The sequence below is a fragment of the Paracoccus zhejiangensis genome (genome assembly GCF_002847445.1).
In the GTDB taxonomy this organism is placed as follows: Bacteria; Pseudomonadota; Alphaproteobacteria; order Rhodobacterales; family Rhodobacteraceae; genus Paracoccus; species Paracoccus zhejiangensis.
Genome location: NZ_CP025430.1, coordinates 2,587,985 through 2,602,896, shown reverse-complemented (window position 1 = coordinate 2,602,896; position 14,912 = coordinate 2,587,985). Strand labels below are relative to the sequence as shown.

General features: G+C 67.5%; 14 protein-coding genes. 9 read left to right on the top strand and 5 right to left on the bottom strand.

The genetic code is table 11. The features are described 5' to 3' along the window. Positions 1 to 9: 9 nt before the first annotated feature. Entirely contained in the window at positions 10 to 2,646 is a 2,637-nt protein-coding gene (gene tssH, locus CX676_RS12605; protein WP_101752937.1) for a type VI secretion system ATPase TssH, read from the top strand. Positions 2,647 to 2,652: 6 nt separating this feature from the next. Here tssH and CX676_RS12600 read toward each other — a convergent pair whose 3' ends face one another. From CX676_RS12600 to CX676_RS12580, 5 genes are read right to left on the bottom strand one after another with little or no spacing between them, the layout of a single operon-like run. After that, the gene (locus CX676_RS12600; protein WP_101752936.1) at positions 2,653 to 3,732 is read right to left on the bottom strand and encodes a hypothetical protein; all 1,080 of its coding nucleotides are present in this window, start codon (positions 3,730 to 3,732) and stop codon (positions 2,653 to 2,655) included. A gap of 8 nt (positions 3,733 to 3,740) precedes the next feature. Next, positions 3,741 to 4,148, bottom strand: a complete 408-nt coding sequence (locus CX676_RS12595) for an ExbD/TolR family protein (protein ID WP_101752935.1) — start codon at positions 4,146 to 4,148, stop codon at positions 3,741 to 3,743. Beyond that, positions 4,145 to 4,636 (bottom strand): ExbD/TolR family protein, encoded by a 492-nt coding sequence (locus CX676_RS12590; RefSeq protein ID WP_101752934.1) that lies wholly within the window; start codon positions 4,634 to 4,636, stop codon positions 4,145 to 4,147. The genes CX676_RS12595 and CX676_RS12590 overlap by 4 nt, the downstream gene beginning before the upstream one ends. Before the next feature lie 3 nt (positions 4,637 to 4,639). Then, positions 4,640 to 5,284 (bottom strand): MotA/TolQ/ExbB proton channel family protein, encoded by a 645-nt coding sequence (locus tag CX676_RS12585; protein WP_101752933.1) that lies wholly within the window; start codon positions 5,282 to 5,284, stop codon positions 4,640 to 4,642. 4 nt (positions 5,285 to 5,288) lie between these two features. Continuing rightward, the gene (locus CX676_RS12580; RefSeq protein WP_157935921.1) at positions 5,289 to 5,756 is read right to left on the bottom strand and encodes a hypothetical protein; all 468 of its coding nucleotides are present in this window, start codon (positions 5,754 to 5,756) and stop codon (positions 5,289 to 5,291) included. Between the two features lie 176 nt (positions 5,757 to 5,932). Between CX676_RS12580 and CX676_RS12575 the strand changes: the two genes are divergently transcribed. From CX676_RS12575 to CX676_RS12540, 8 genes are all read left to right on the top strand, one after another. Further along, a complete protein-coding gene (locus CX676_RS12575; RefSeq protein ID WP_101752931.1) occupies positions 5,933 to 6,337 on the top strand; it encodes a DUF1036 domain-containing protein in 405 nt (134 codons plus the stop codon). Between the two features lie 97 nt (positions 6,338 to 6,434). Continuing rightward, positions 6,435 to 7,823 (top strand): hypothetical protein, encoded by a 1,389-nt coding sequence (locus tag CX676_RS12570; protein ID WP_101752930.1) that lies wholly within the window; start codon positions 6,435 to 6,437, stop codon positions 7,821 to 7,823. Positions 7,824 to 7,835: 12 nt separating this feature from the next. Next, on the top strand, positions 7,836 to 10,109 hold the full coding sequence (locus tag CX676_RS12565) for a M23 family metallopeptidase (protein WP_101752929.1): 2,274 nt from the start codon (positions 7,836 to 7,838) through the stop codon (positions 10,107 to 10,109). Between the two features lie 74 nt (positions 10,110 to 10,183). Continuing rightward, positions 10,184 to 11,140, top strand: coding sequence for a glutaminase (locus CX676_RS12560; RefSeq protein ID WP_101752928.1), 957 nt, complete (start codon positions 10,184 to 10,186; stop codon positions 11,138 to 11,140). Between the two features lie 139 nt (positions 11,141 to 11,279). Beyond that, a complete protein-coding gene (locus CX676_RS12555) occupies positions 11,280 to 11,876 on the top strand; it encodes a LolA family protein (RefSeq protein ID WP_101754311.1) in 597 nt (198 codons plus the stop codon). Between the two features lie 138 nt (positions 11,877 to 12,014). Beyond that, positions 12,015 to 13,268 (top strand): MFS transporter, encoded by a 1,254-nt coding sequence (locus tag CX676_RS12550; RefSeq protein WP_101752927.1) that lies wholly within the window; start codon positions 12,015 to 12,017, stop codon positions 13,266 to 13,268. A 96-nt stretch (positions 13,269 to 13,364) separates the two neighbouring features. Continuing rightward, positions 13,365 to 14,150 (top strand): 5'-nucleotidase, lipoprotein e(P4) family, encoded by a 786-nt coding sequence (locus CX676_RS12545; RefSeq protein WP_101752926.1) that lies wholly within the window; start codon positions 13,365 to 13,367, stop codon positions 14,148 to 14,150. Positions 14,151 to 14,219: 69 nt separating this feature from the next. Beyond that, a complete protein-coding gene (locus CX676_RS12540; protein WP_101752925.1) occupies positions 14,220 to 14,912 on the top strand; it encodes a 5'-nucleotidase, lipoprotein e(P4) family in 693 nt (230 codons plus the stop codon).

Here is a 14,912-nt window from a genome sequence, read left to right as displayed (position 1 = left end):
GGACTTTTAATGACCGAAATCAGTATCGAGAAATTCGCCGGCAAGATGAACCGCGCCGGCTATGACGCCTTCATTCAGGCGATGCGCCATGCCCGGGGCGAGGGCAACCGCAATGTCGAGCTGGCGCATTGGCTGTTCCATGCGCTGTCCAACCAGGACTGCGACATCTCGGTCACGCTGCGCGAATTGGGCCTCGATCGCGGCAAGGCGCTGCAAGAGGCTGACCGGGCAATGGCGGCGCTGAAGAAGGGCGTGACGGAGACGCCGGGAATCTCGGACACGCTTGGCGATGCCCTGAACCACGCCTGGACCTATGCCACGCTGTTCTTTGGCGAGACCCAGATCCGCAGCGGCCATGTGCTGGTGGCGCTGCTGAACGACGGGCATCTGAGGCGCGAACTGCTGACCATCTCGCCGGTCTTCGGCGAGGTCTCGGTGGACCGGATCAGCGCTGACAGCCGCACGCTCTGGGCCGGGTCGGAAGAAGAGACGATGCGGCCGATGGATGGCTCGGGCCTGGTCGGGGCCGGCACGCCGGGCGCGGCGGAAGGTGGGGCCAAGACCGCGCTTGGCCGCTTCTCGGTCGACATGACCGCGCAGGCGGAATCGGGCACGATGGACCGCATCGTTGGCCGCGATGACGAGATCCGTCAGATCGTCGATATCCTGCTGCGCCGCCGCCAGAACAACCCGATCCTGACCGGCGAGGCTGGGGTGGGGAAGACCGCCGTGGTCGAGGGTTTCGCGCAGCGTCTCGCCTCGGGCGATGTGCCGCCGGCGCTGCAGGGGATGCGGCTCTACATGCTGGATATCGGCGCGATGCAGGCCGGGGCCAGCATGAAGGGCGAGTTCGAGCAGCGCCTGCGCTCGGTGATCGAGGAGGTGCAGGCGAGCCCGATCCCGATCATCCTCTTCATCGACGAGGCGCATACGCTGATCGGCGCGGGCGGGGCGCAGGGCACGGGCGATGCGGCGAACCTGCTGAAGCCGGCGCTGGCACGCGGCACCCTGCGCACCATCGCGGCGACGACATGGGCCGAATATCGCAACCATATCGAGAAGGACCCGGCTTTGACCCGGCGTTTCCAGCCGGTGACGGTGGACGAGCCGGGGATCGAGCAATGCTGCTACATGCTGCGCGGCATCCTTGATCCGATGGAAAGCCATCACAAGGTCCGCATCTCGGACGAGGCGATCACCGCCGCCGTGGCGCTCTCCGCCCGCTATATCCCGGCGCGGCAATTGCCGGACAAGGCGGTGAGCCTTCTAGATACTGCCTGCGCCCGGGTGGCGATCTCGCAGAACGCCACGCCTGCCCGCATCGCCGATCTGCGCGAAGCCATCGCGGCGCTGGAAACCGAGATCGCGGCGAAAGAGGCCGAGCGTGATCTGGGCGAGACCAACGAGGCGCGGCTGACCGAGGCCGAGGGCGAGGCCGAGACCCTGCGCGGCAAGCTGGCCGAGGCCGAGGCGGGCTATGCCGAGGAGAAGGCGGTGGTCGACCAGATCCTTGCGTTGCGCGAACGTCTGGCCGAGGCCGAGGGCGAGAATTTCGACGCCGAGGCCGTGCGCGCCGAGATGGCGGCGGAAATGGCCAAGCTGGCGGACCGCAACCCCGACGACCGGATGATATGGCCGCATGTGGACGAGCAGGCAGTGGCATCGGTCATCAGCGACTGGACCGGCATCCCGGCGGGTCGGATGGTGGCTGATGAACTGCAGGCCATTCTGGGTCTTGCCGATCACCTGAAGGAACGGGTGATCGGTCAGGACCACGGGCTGAAGATGATCGCCAAGCGGGTCGAGACCAGCCGCGCCGGCCTGTCGAACCCGAACAAGCCCATCGGTGTCTTCATGCTGGCCGGCCCCTCGGGCGTCGGCAAGACCGAGACCGCGCTGGCGCTGGCCGAACAGCTTTACGGCGGCGAGCAGAACATCATCACCATCAACATGTCCGAGTTCCAGGAGGCCCATTCCGTCAGCCTGCTGAAAGGCGCGCCGCCGGGCTATGTCGGTTACGGCGAGGGCGGGCGGCTGACCGAGGCGGTGCGGCGCAAACCCTATTCGGTTGTGCTGCTGGACGAGATCGAGAAGGCCCATCCGGATGTGCACGAGCTGTTCTTCCAGGTGTTCGACAAGGGCATGATGGAGGATGGCAATGGCCGCCCGATCAACTTCCGCAACACGCTGATCCTGCTGACCTCGAATGTCGGCACCAATGTCATCATGGACATGGCCGAGGGTGGCGAGACCACGCCCGACATGGAAACGTTGGAGGCGCGGCTGAAGCCGGAACTGCTGAAGGTGTTTCCGCCCGCGCTGCTGGGCCGGATCGTGACCATCCCCTATTTCCCGCTTGGCGGCGAGGTTCTGGCCGGTATTGCCAAGCTGAAACTTGGCGCCATCGTCGCGCGGATGCGCAGCGCACATGGCGCAAAGCTGGGCTGGGAGGATGCGGTGATCGACCATATCGTCGCCGAATGCCGCGATCCCGACAGCGGCGGGCGGATGATCGACAATATCATCACCAATTCCATCCTGCCCGACCTCTCACGCCAGGTTCTTTCGCGCATGGTCGAGGGTGCTGCCATGTCCGACGTCACAATCGCCATGAAGGACGGCAAGTTCGACTACGTCTTTGCCTGACGGGCCTCAGGGCGCCGCGCGCACATAGACCGGGGCGACCCCGATCAGCGCGCGGCCAGCCGCCGCCTCGGCTAAGGGCGGAAAGAAGTCGCTGGCGAGGCGACCCGACAGGCCGGCAATGGTCTCGGGACGCTGGGGCAGGGCCACGGCCATCAGCAGCTGGCTGGTGTCGCGGTTGCCGCCGACGCGGTAGACCGGAATGTCGAAGCGGGTCACCTCGCCCGATGCCAGGGTAAAGCGGCCAAGGTCCTGCACCACGCCATTGTCGTCGATGATGAGCAGCGCCACGGGATTGCCGCCCGCGCCGGTGATCTCGCCGATCAGCTGGCCGTCCGAGGCAACCTCGCTGGCCTCGAGCCGCAGGACCAACGGCAGGGCCGGATAGCTGGCCGAGGCGCGTACAAAATCCACCGCCGGGCATTGCCGCGCGTCGAGCAGCACCGAACGCTCGGTCATCGGCACATCGACCGTGCCGGCGATATCGCGGAACAGGTCCGAAATGTCGCGGTCAACGGCACCGATCGTGGTCAGCAAGACCTCGTCCCCACCGATGGTCTGCGGCAGCGCCGCCAGGCAGGGCTGGGCCAGCCTTTCGCGCAGACGCAGCACCAGATCGCTGATCGCGGCGTTCTGCTGCGGCGAGCCGGGGGTGACGCCCTGCCCATCGCCCTCCGGCGAACCGGGAACGTTGATCGGATCGCTGCCGTCAACGGGCGGCGTGTTCGGTGTCGTGACGGGCTCGACCGATTCCACCGGCGTGGCGGTGGTGGCCGCGATCATGTCGTCCGAGGGGGTCAGCACCGGCTGCTCGGCCTTTGATGTCTGGTCCGGCGTCGGGACCTGCGCGGGCGGCAGGGTCGCGGTGACGCTTGCGGCGCCGGTGACCGGCTGCGCCTGATCGAGTACCACCTGCGCGGCGCTGCCCTGTTCGACCGGCAGGCTCAGGATGTCGATCTCGGGCAGGGCCCGGCTGTCATCGCGCCGGGGCACCGAGGGCAGCACATCCATCACCGCGGCCGCTGCCACGCCATGCACCGCCAAGGACAGGACCAGCGCCTGGATCCAGTATCCGCGTTTTTCCTGCATCCGGCCAATCATTCGGCCGTCCTCTCCTTCAGCGTCACCAGCCGCACTGAACGCTCGGCAAGTGCCGGGTTCTGCAGCACCGCGACCAGCAGATCAGCCGGCGCACCGCGATCCAGCAGCAGATGCAGGGTCAGCGGCTCGGGCAGCGCCTCCAGCGCCACCTCCAGAAGATCGGGCGCGACCTCGGCCCCGTCAAGCAGCCATTGCCCGTCGCGCGTGACGACCAGCAGGGGGCGTGGCAACTGGTCCAGCGGCAGGCTACTGCTAATCGGTAGCTCGACCTCGTCCGAGGGGCGCTCGGCGGTGATCTGGCCAGTCACCATGAAGAAGAAGATCAGCAGCAGGACGATATTGACGATGGCCAGCGACACGTCGATATGCGTGTGCTGGCGTCGCGGGGGCAGCGAAACGGTCATGGCTGGACCCCTGCGGTGGAACCCGCCGCAGTGCCGCCGGCGATCTGCACATCGGTGATCCCATGCGCGGCAAGCGCCTCCAGCACCGAGACCAGCCCCTGCACCTGCGCATCCGGGCGCGTCACCAACAGTACCCGCGCGGTACCCGCCACCTGCATCGCCTCGGCCAGTTGCGGCAGCGCGTCGAAGCCGAAGCGCTGGCCGCTGGCGACGATGGATTCGCGGCTGACCGACCACACCGCGGTATCGCCGGGCGAGAGGGCGGTGGCGCCAGGCTCGTCTCCGCTGTCGGCAGGGGTCTCGCCCGAGGTTCCTCCGCCGATCGTGCCGGCCTTGAGGCTCAGCAGCGAATACGGCGTCAGGTTGGCCGAGAGCATGAAGAAGACCAGCAGCTGGAACATCGCATCGGCCAGCGGCGTCAGCGCAAAGCCATAGCGGCGCTGGCGTTGCGGCAGCTCGATCCGGGGATGGGTCCGCGCCCCGGCCATGGCTCAGCGCCGCCCGCCGCCCGCCACGCGGCCATGGATCGCGGCCGAGATCGCCATCTCGATATCCTGCCGCTCGGCATCGATGCGGGATTCGAGCCAGTTGGCGACGAAATAGGTGACCAGCGCGATGGCAAGGCCGATGGCCGTGGTGGTCAGCGCCGTCCAGATGCCGCCGGCCAGCTGCGCCGGGTCGATGGCACCGGTCGATTGCGACAGGGCCGAGAAGGCATCGATCATGCCGATCACCGTGCCTAGGAGACCCAGCATCGGCGCGGCCTGCACCACCGACTCGAGCAGCCGCATCCGCGCCGCCATCGAGGACAGCTCGACCAGCGCCGATTGCCGACCCAGCTCCTCGGCATAGTCAGGATCGTTCGGCCTTGCCCTTAGGCCAGACATCACCGCTTGCAGCACGCGCGGCAGCACGCCATCGCCCTGACCGGCCTTGCGCATGGCCTCGTCCGGGCGACCGTTCAGCCAGTCGTCCAGCACCTGGTCGGCAAGCCGGCCCTTGCCGACCCCGATGCGACGGAATTGCAGGATCTTGAAGATCGTCACGGTCAGCGCCAGCACTGACAGAAGCGCGAGGGCGGCGAAGACCGCCACGGTAACCGCGGGAAGGCCGAGAGATAGGGTCGAGAAATTCATCTGGTCAGACACCGAATTCGATGGCCGCACGCGACCGGGTGGTCAACGCATCAAGGCAGGTCGGGGCGATGGCGTCCGCCGCCGCCTCTTCGGGCTGGCAGAGGGTCACGTCATTGACGATCACCCGCGAGATGTCGTCGCAGCCCCGGCCCGGCAGGTCGAAAAGCACGATCTTGGTCTTGCTCGCCGGCAGCGCGCCGAATTCCAGCGCCAGGATCGAGCGGACGATGCCCCCGGCGTCGAACACGCCGACCTGCCAGCCGGTGCGCGCGAAGCCCGAGCCGCTGTTGTTGATGGCAACGAAGGTCATGCGGCAGGCGCCGGCCTCGGTATCGGTCACGTTGTTCAGTTCCAGCACGATCCGCCCCGCATCCGAGGCTGCCACCTCCTGCGCGGGGGCCGGCGCGGCGGTGAACCCGATCAGGGCCAGCGCCGAGGCCAAGACCGTCTTGCTGAGCAGGGCGTCACGCAATTTGAACCTCTCGCTGCGCGTTGATTCGATGATCCATAGCACAGAATCCTGTGCGATGATGACGGGGCTGGTGCAGGGCAATCTCCTTGCGCTTGGTCGTCTGACCGTCGGTCCCGCCCTGTGGCGGGCTTGGGCATTCTGGTGTAATGGTCGGCTGAACCGGTGCAAAGATCAATATGTTACGTTTTTTCATTCCTTTACTGATCGTGATCACACTCTGGTCCGCACCGGCGCGGGCCGAGTTCAAGGTCTGCAACCAGAGCTTCGACGTGCTGAACCTGTCCTTTGGACAGCCGGCTCAGGGTGGGTTTCGCACCGAGGGCTGGTGGCGCGTTGCGCCGAACCAATGCGCCACACTGATCCGAGAGCCGCTGACGGCGCGCTTTCTCTATCTCTTCGCCACCGATGTCTTCGGCAAGTCGGCGCTTGGCGGCACGGTTCCCATGTGTGTCGCCCCGCGCCGCTTTCGCATCGAGGGCGAGCGGGATTGCCTGCTGCGTGGTCATCTGGAGGCGAGCTTTGTCGAGATCGATACTGGGCGGGCGGATGAATGGACGGTTTTCGTGGCGCCGCGGCCATGAGGGCGGCCTGTTCACATCCACGCTGGCGGGTGGCGGCGGACTCGCGTGGTGGCGCGGCTTCGGCTAGACTTCCGGGGGAAAGCGAGAGGCGGGGCCGATGCGCGGGCTGATAGGCCGGATCATGCTGGGAACCGGGGCGGCACTGCTGCTGGCCGCGCCCGCATGGGCCGAGACCCGGCAGGCGCTGGTCATCGCCGGCCGGGCCGCGTCGCAAGAGATCGGCCAGCCAGGCCGTGACGCCCTTGCCGTCTCTCGCGCGCTTCTGGCGGCTGGCTTCGACGTGCGGCGGCTGGAAAACCCGGCCAGCCTGCCAGAGCCGCCGGCCGAGGCGCCCGATGTGATGCTGGTCTATGTCTCGGCTGATCTTGCGCAGAACGACGATGGACGGGCCATCGCGCTGGCCTCGGGCCCGGTGACGCTGGCGGAACTGGCGGCGCGCTACCCGGCGGCGCAGCAGATGGTGCTGGCCGAATCCTGTGCGGTTGAACCGGTTGCGGAGCCTGCCGAGGATGAGGCGAAACCTGGCGATGCCCCTGCTGCCGCCCTGCTTGCCCATTCGCCCGCTGCCTGCGCGGGCAGCGCGAGGCTGACCACCGCGCTGCTGGCGGCGCTGGAACGTCCGGGGGCGGAACTGGCCGACAGCCTGTCCGGGGCCGGATTGCCGGTGGCGACCGGGTCGGACTGGGCCGGGTTCACCGCGCTGGTTGCACAGCCAAAGGCGGCAGGCGGCGGCACGCTGATCCTTGACGCGCCCTTGCGCCCTGTCAGCGCACTGACCCCGACGGCGCGGCCCGGTGCGCTCAGCGCCGCCGGTCAGGCCGCCACCTCCGGGGTGCAGATCTTCAACGCCGCCGCGCCGGTTCAGCCGCTGACCGGCGACCGTGCCGCGCGCCCCACCGGGGCGGGCCTGCCCGAGCCCTCGATCATCGTCGGCGAACGCCCGCGCGAGGACGGGGTGACGCCGCCCACGGACAGCCTTGCCGGTTCGGCGCTCGGCACTAGCGCCGAAGAACGCGCCCGCATCCGCGCCGAGGACCCGCAGGCCTTTGCCAGCCTGCTGGAAAGCGGTGCGTTCGACCCGCCGGCGGACCAGATGGCCAGCGCCATCCAGACCGATCTGCAGCGGATGAACTGCTATACCGGGCGGATCGACGGCGACTGGGGCAATGGCTCGCGGCAGGCGGTGGATCGCTATTTCCAGCGGGCGGGCGGTACGGCTGTAACGCGCGAGGCCGAGGTGACGCTGTTCCGGCAGATCGCGCTGAGGGATGACCTGCGCTGCCCCGATGTCGTGGTCCAGCCGGTGGTGCGGAACACGCCTGCGGCCAGCACGCGCCAGCCGACGACCACGCGTAGCACCCCGGCTCGGACCACCACACAGCGCCAACCCGTGCAGCCGCCGCGCCAGACCACGCCACCGCCCGCCGCTGCCACCACCCAACCCCGGATCAACCCGAATGCCCTCGGCTCGGGCATCTTCCGCTAGGGCGCAGGTTTCGTGCAGGTCGACCCCGCCTTTCAGAGCCACCGCCAGAATGCCCGCCGGCGTCGCAATCGCAGCCGGGCGATCCGCGCGGGGATCGGGCTTGCCGTGCTGCTGCTTGCCGGGGGGATCGGCTGGCTGGTCTGGCCCGGCGATGGAGCTCCCTCCGGCGAACCCGTGCAGGTCGCCGATGCTGCGAGTGGAGGCGATCTGCAGGACGGCGCGCAGATGGTTCAGGTCGAAGAGGCGTTCGATGTGGCACCGGTGGTCCGGGCCGATACCTTCACCGACCTGCCCGGCGATCCCTTGATCCTGCGGCTTGCCGATGCGGGGCAGGGCGACCGCAGCCTTCCGCTGGCCGGCCCGCCGACGCTGGATGTCGGCCGCGTCGGCTTGCCCGCGCCGGACCGGCTGATGCTGGTGAACGAGACGCTGCATGTGCGCGAACGGCGGCTGATGACGGCGCTGCCCAGTTCGCCCGAGGATTTCGCGTTGTTTCAGTCGCAGCGCACCCGCTCGATCGAGCTGTTGCAGGCCAAGGCCGAGGCGCCGGCGCCAATCGACCCGCTGACCATGACCGAGGCCGAGAAGACCCCCGCCCCGGTCGCCGCCTCGACCCTGTTCCTGAACCCCGAGGCCGAGCGCCCACCGCTGTCGCAGGAACTCGTGTTGGATCTGGAACTGGCCACGCCGCTGGCCGACCTTCTGCGCGACAACGGCTTTCAGGCCGCCGAGATCGAGACGGTGGTGCAGGGCGCAGCCGGTCTGTTGCCGGTCGAGGAGGCGCTGCCCGAGGGCACGGTTCTGGCGATCCGGTTCGACCCACGCCCCGATGATCCCCGCCTGATGCAATTGTCGCTTTACGGGGCCGAGGGCTGGCAGGGATCGGTGGCGCGCAGCGGGGCCGAGCGGCTTGTGGCGGCGGCCGATCCGTGGATCGATGCCGATATTCAGGATCTCGCGCGGAACGAGGACGGTCCGTCGGGCGAGGGTCTGCAATATCGCCTGCTCGACGTGATCTATTCCGCCGCCATCCGCGCCAAGGTGCCGACCGAGATCGTGGGCGAGGTCATCGCCATGATGGCGCAGGTGCATGATCTGGCCGGCTTCGCCGATCCGGGCGACCGGCTGACGCTGATCTTCGCCCGCGATCATGGTGCTGGCGGCGGGTTGGCCGGCCAGGTGCTGTTCGCCGGTGTCGACGGGCCGTCCGGGGCAAAGCCCTGCTACGTGGTGCCGCGCGAGGATGGACAGGGCTTCCGCTGCCATGCGCCGGGCGCGCGGGTGGCGCGGGCCGAGGGTGGCGAGGTCGCGATGACCCTGCCGGTCAGCGGCACCATCCGCCGCAAGTTCGGGGCCGAGGATGCGGGTGCGGGCGAGGGCGCGGGCGAGACCCTGCCCGGCATCGACTTCGCCGCCGCCAGGGGCGCGCCGGTGATCGCCGCCGCCGCCGGGCAGCTGCGCGAGATCACGGGTGAGGGCGAGAACTTCAGCGTGACGCTGGATCATGGCGCCGGGCTGGTCACGCGCTATTCGGGGCTTTCGGCCTTGGCCGAGGGGCTGGTCAAGGGCGCGGCGGTTCCGGCGGGCGGTTCGCTTGGCCGGGTCGGGCAGGTCGGCGGCGAGGACGGGCTGTTCTTTCAGGCCTTCCGCGCGGGGCAGGCGATCAACCCGATGCCGCTTTTCACCGGCGGCCAGACGGTGCTGGCCTCGGACGCGGTCGAGGCGCTGATCGGTCGGATCATCCGGGTGGAAAGCGCCGGCAATGCCACGGCCAAGAACCCGCTGTCTTCCGCCACGGGGCTGGGACAGTTCATCGATTCCACCTGGCTGCGGATGATGGCCAGCTATCGCCCGGAACTGGCCGCCAGCATGGCACGGCGCGACCTGCTGAACCTGCGATTCAACCCCGATCTCTCGCGCGAGATGGTCAAGCATCTGGCGCAGGAGAACGAGGCTTACTTGCGCGCGCGTGGCCATCAGATCACCGCGGGGCGGCTCTATCTGGCGCATTTCCTTGGCCCCGAGGGGGCGCATCGGGCGTTGTCGGCAGCGGATGGGGCCAGCGTCTTGCAGGTGATGGGGGCGGGGGTGGTGAACGCGAACCCCTTCCTCAACGGCTATTCCATCGCCGAGCTGAAGGGCTGGGCCGACCGCAAGATGAACGCCGCCCCGGTTCTGGCCGCCACGCCCGAGCCCGAACGCGAGGCGCCGCCCTCGCCCGCCGTGCTGGCCTTCGTTGCGGCGATGGATGCGATGTTGCAGGAAAACCTGCCCGACCGCGGATAGGTCCGTCGCCCCTGCCGCCTGTCGGACCATCGGTGCTATGACAGGGGGCAGAGCATCGCAGAGGGGGCAACGCCATGCCGCAGGCACAACCGGACCGGGGCAGGGCCGATCCCTCGCCCGAGGCGCTGCAAGAGTTCCTGACCGGCCTCGCCGCCGAGATCCATGCGCGCGCCGACTGGGGCAAGGTGGCCGACTACATCCCGGAACTGGCGGATGTGGAGCTGGCGCAATTCGGCATCGCGGTGCAGCTGGCCGATGGCAGCCTGTGCCATGCCGGGGCATCAGAGGTCGGCTTCTCGATCCAGTCGATCAGCAAGGTGTTTTCGTTGGCCTGCGTGCTGGGCCGCATAGGTGAGCAGATCTGGCAGCGGGTGGGGCGCGAACCCTCGGGCTCGCGCTTCGATTCGATCCTGCTTCTGGAGCTCGAGAAGGGCATTCCGCGCAATCCCTTCATCAATGCCGGCGCGCTGGTCGTCACCGACGAATTGCTGACCGGGCGGACGCCGCGCGATGCGCTGGCCGAAATCATCCATTTCATCCGCGCCGCCGCCGGGGACGATGCCATCCATATCGACCGCGCCGTTGCCATGTCGGAACAGGCCACCGGCGATCGCAATCGCGCGCTTGGCAATTACCTGAAATCCTATGGCAACCTAAAGAACCCGGTCGATTACACGCTTGGCACCTATTTCCACCAATGCGCCATCGAGATGGATTGCCTGCAACTGGCGCGCGCCGGCCGGGTCATTGCCGGCCTGCCCGGCGCACCCTCGATCCTTGCCCCGGCCCGGGCGCGGCGGATCACCGCGCTGATGCTGACCTGCGGCCATTACGACGAATCCGGCGATTTCGCCTTTCGCGTCGGCCTGCCCGGCAAATCCGGGGTGGGCGGCGGCATCCTGATGGTCGCCCCCGGCCGCGCCTCGATTGCCATCTGGTCGCCGGGGCTGAACGCCACCGGCAATTCCCGCGCCGGTGCCTATGCGGCGGAGAAGCTGGCCGAGTTCACCGGCTGGTCGGTCTTTGGCTGAGGCTCGACCGGGCGGGGTCCCTGTGCCGAAAGGTCACGCAGACGTGCCGGAACCCTCACCGCGGCGCGAGCGTTCGGGCCGCGAGCCATCCACCATTCGTGATGTGCAAGTCATTGGAGAATCAACCATGATCGGGGCCATGAAAATACGCTCACTCGCCCTCGCGCCCGTCTTCGCCCTCGCCTTCGCGCTGCCCGCGATGGCCGAGAAAATCTCGCTCAACGAGCTGTCGAACTATCTGAACGGCCTCAGCACCATGAACGGCAAGTTCACCCAGGTGAACAATGACGGCAGCATCTCGACCGGCCAGATCTATATCCAGCGCCCGGGCCGGGTGCGCTTCGAGTATAACAACGACAAGCAGCTGGTCCTCGCCTCGGGCGGGCAGGTCGCGGTCTTTGACAGCAAGTCGAACAACGGCCCGCAGCAATACCCGCTGTCGGAAACGCCGCTGTCGATCATCCTGGCGCAGAACGTGAACCTTGGCCGCGCCAATATGGTCACCGGCCATAGCGAGCAGAAGAACAGCACCGTCGTCACCGCGCAGGACCCGGCCCATCCGGAATACGGCAATATCCAGATGGTCTTCACCGCCGGCCCGACCGAGCTGCGCCAATGGGTCGTGACCGACAATGCCGGCGAGAAGACCACGGTGATCCTCGGCGAGATGGCCAAGGGCGCACGCTTCCCGGCCTCGACCTTCTCGATCAATGATGAGGTTGCGCGCCGCAAGTAAGCGCGTGCAACTGATCGCCGAAACCGGCTCGGCCGGGCTGATCCATCAGCCCGGCTGATGCATTCATCAAAAATTGTCCGCTTGATCTTCGTCAGATGACCCGCCATCGGTTAACGGGTCATTACCCGGTGAAGATCCATGTCAGCCTCGCAAGCCCGCCTGTTCACGCCCGTCCTCATCGGCGGCTGTATCATCCTGCTGATCAACTTCGCGCTGCGCGCCAGTTTCGGCATGTTCCAGATCCCGATCGGCGAGGAATTCGGCTGGCCGCGGGCCGAGTTCTCGCTGGCCATCGCCATCCAGAACCTCGCCTGGGGCATCGGCCAGCCGATCTTCGGGGCGCTGGCGGAACGCTGGGGGGATCGCTGGTCGATCATCCTTGGTGCGCTGCTTTATTCCGCCGGGCTGATCCTCACGGCCTTCGCCACCACCCCCGAGACCATGCAGATACTCGAGGTGATGGTCGGCTTCGGCATCGCCGGCACCGGCTTCGGCGTCATCCTGGCCGTCATCGGCCGCGCCGCCAGCGACGAGAACCGCAGCCTTGCCCTTGGCATCGCCACCGCCGCCGGCTCGGCCGGGCAGGTCTTCGGCGCGCCGCTGGCCGAGATCCTGCTGGCCTTCTACAGCTGGCAGATGGTCTTCATCATCTTCGGCGTGATCGTGCTCAGCTGCATGTTCTTCCTGCCGCTTCTGGGCGACAGCAAGCCGGCCAGCCGCTCCGAGCTCGAGGAAAGCATGGGCACGGTGCTGAAGCGTGCCTTCCGCGATCCCTCCTACCTGATGATCTTCGCTGGCTTCTTCTCCTGCGGCTACCAGCTTGGCTTCATCACCGCGCATTTCCCGGCGATGATCGCTGAGATGTGCGGCCCGATCAGCCCGACCGGCATCTTGGCCTCGATCGGCATCACCACCACCTCGGCCCTTGGCGCCATCGCCATCTCGCTGATCGGTCTCGCGAATATCGCCGGCTCGATCCTGTCGGGCTGGCTGGGCAAGCGCTATACCAAGAAATACCTGCTGGCGGGCATCTATACGCTGCGCACCATCGCGGCGGCGGTGTTCATCCTGACACCGATCACCCCCACAACGGTCATCATCTTCTCGCTGGTCATGGGCGGGCTGTGGCTGGCCACCGTGCCGCTGACCTCGGGTCTGGTCGCCTATATCTACGGGCTGCGCTACATGGGCACGCTTTACGGTTTCGTCTTCCTCAGCCACCAGATCGGCTCGTTCCTTGGCGTCTGGCTGGGCGGCTGGCTGTACGATGTCTACGGTAACTACACGCTGGTCTGGTGGATCGGTGTCGGCGTCGGCGCGATCAGCGCGCTGATCCACCTGCCGATCCGCGAGGAACCGGCGCGTCTGCCCTCGGCAACCGTCGCTGCCTGATACCCCTGCCGTCCCGCATTGCGGGGCGCAGATCTTCTCACTAGGCTTCGGCTCTGCCGCCCGTTTCGCGGCAGGGTTCAGACCAGGGAGAGAAGAATGAGAAACACCCGCCTTACCGCGCTGGCGGCGGTGACCGCCGCGCTGATGGCACAGCCGCTTGCCGCGCAGGATGCCCCGACCGAGGCTGCGGCTGACAGCTGCGACGTCGCCCAGTTCACCATGGGCCTGCGCTTCCAGCAGCAATCGGCCGAGATCCGGGCGCTGCAACTGCAGGCCTATAACATCGCGACCGAGCGTCTTCATGCCGCGGTCGATGGAGTGGCCGATCCGGCCAAGCTGGCGGTTGTGACCGATCTGGACGAGACGGTGATCGACAACAGCGCGCTGCTGGCCCGCGATCTGGCCAATTGCCACACCTATGATGCCTGGGACACCTGGCTGCCCTGGGAGCGTGACGGCCAGCCGACGCTGATCCCCGGCGCGCTGGAATTCCTGAACCACGCAAACGACATGGGCGTGACCATCCGCTATATCTCGGACCGCTCGGACCAGCAGAAGGTTGACACGCTGGCGACCCTGACCGCGCTTGGCCTGCCGCAGGTCAGCGAGGAATCCGTGCTGCTGCTTGGCCCGCCCAAGGTCGAGCGTCGTGACCTGGTGTCGAAGGATCACCAGATCGTCCTGCTTCTCGGCGATACGCTGCACGACTTCGACGGCCGATTCCGCAAGACGCCGCTTGACCAGCAGAAGGGCACCGTCACCGAGGAAACGGCGAAATGGGGCAAGGAGTGGATCGTCTTCCCCAATGCCAGCTATGGCACATGGTCCGAGGCGCCGCTGACCGCTTGGGCGGCGAAAGAGGTGATCGAGCCCTGGGAATAGGACCGGCGATTTGACCCCGGCGCGCGGCGGGTCTAGGCCGGTCGCGCGCCCAACTTGCAAGGATTCTCCATGGCCGACGACAAGCCCCGCAATCTCCGCGAACATGTGACGGCGGTGCGCTATCAGCAGCTCTCGGCCGAGGTGCGGGCGCTGCAGCGGCAATGCTATGCGCTGGCGACCCTGAGGCTGAACGAGGCCGTCGCGGCGAATGGCGGCAGCGGCGCCGGGCTGGCAATCGTCACCGATATCGACGAGACGGTTTTCGACAATTCCGATGTCATGGCCCATGCCGCCATGGCGGGCGAGGGGTTCGACAATGTCGAGACCTGGAAGCTGTGGGAGCTGCATGGAACGCCCCGGCTGATCCCCGGCGCGGCCGCGTTTCTGGCGCTGGCCGACCGGCTGGGGGTGGCGATCTTCTATGTCTCGGACCGTTTCGGCGAGAACAAGGCGGCGACGATGGCGACGCTCGCGCGGCTGCACCTGCCGCAGACCACGCCCGACCGGGTGCACCTGTTTGGCGCGCCCAAGACCGAGCGGCGGGCGCTGATCGCGCGAGACCACAAGATCATCCTGCTGCTGGGCGACACGCTGCACGACTTCCACGGCGATTTCGCGAATGCCACGCTGGACGAGCAATATGCCCGGACCGAGGCCCATGCCGATCGCTGGGGCCAGGACTGGATCGTCTTCCCCAATGCCGCGCATGGGACGTGGATGGAGGCCGACCTGCGCCCCTGGGATGCGCCGAAGCCGGACTGA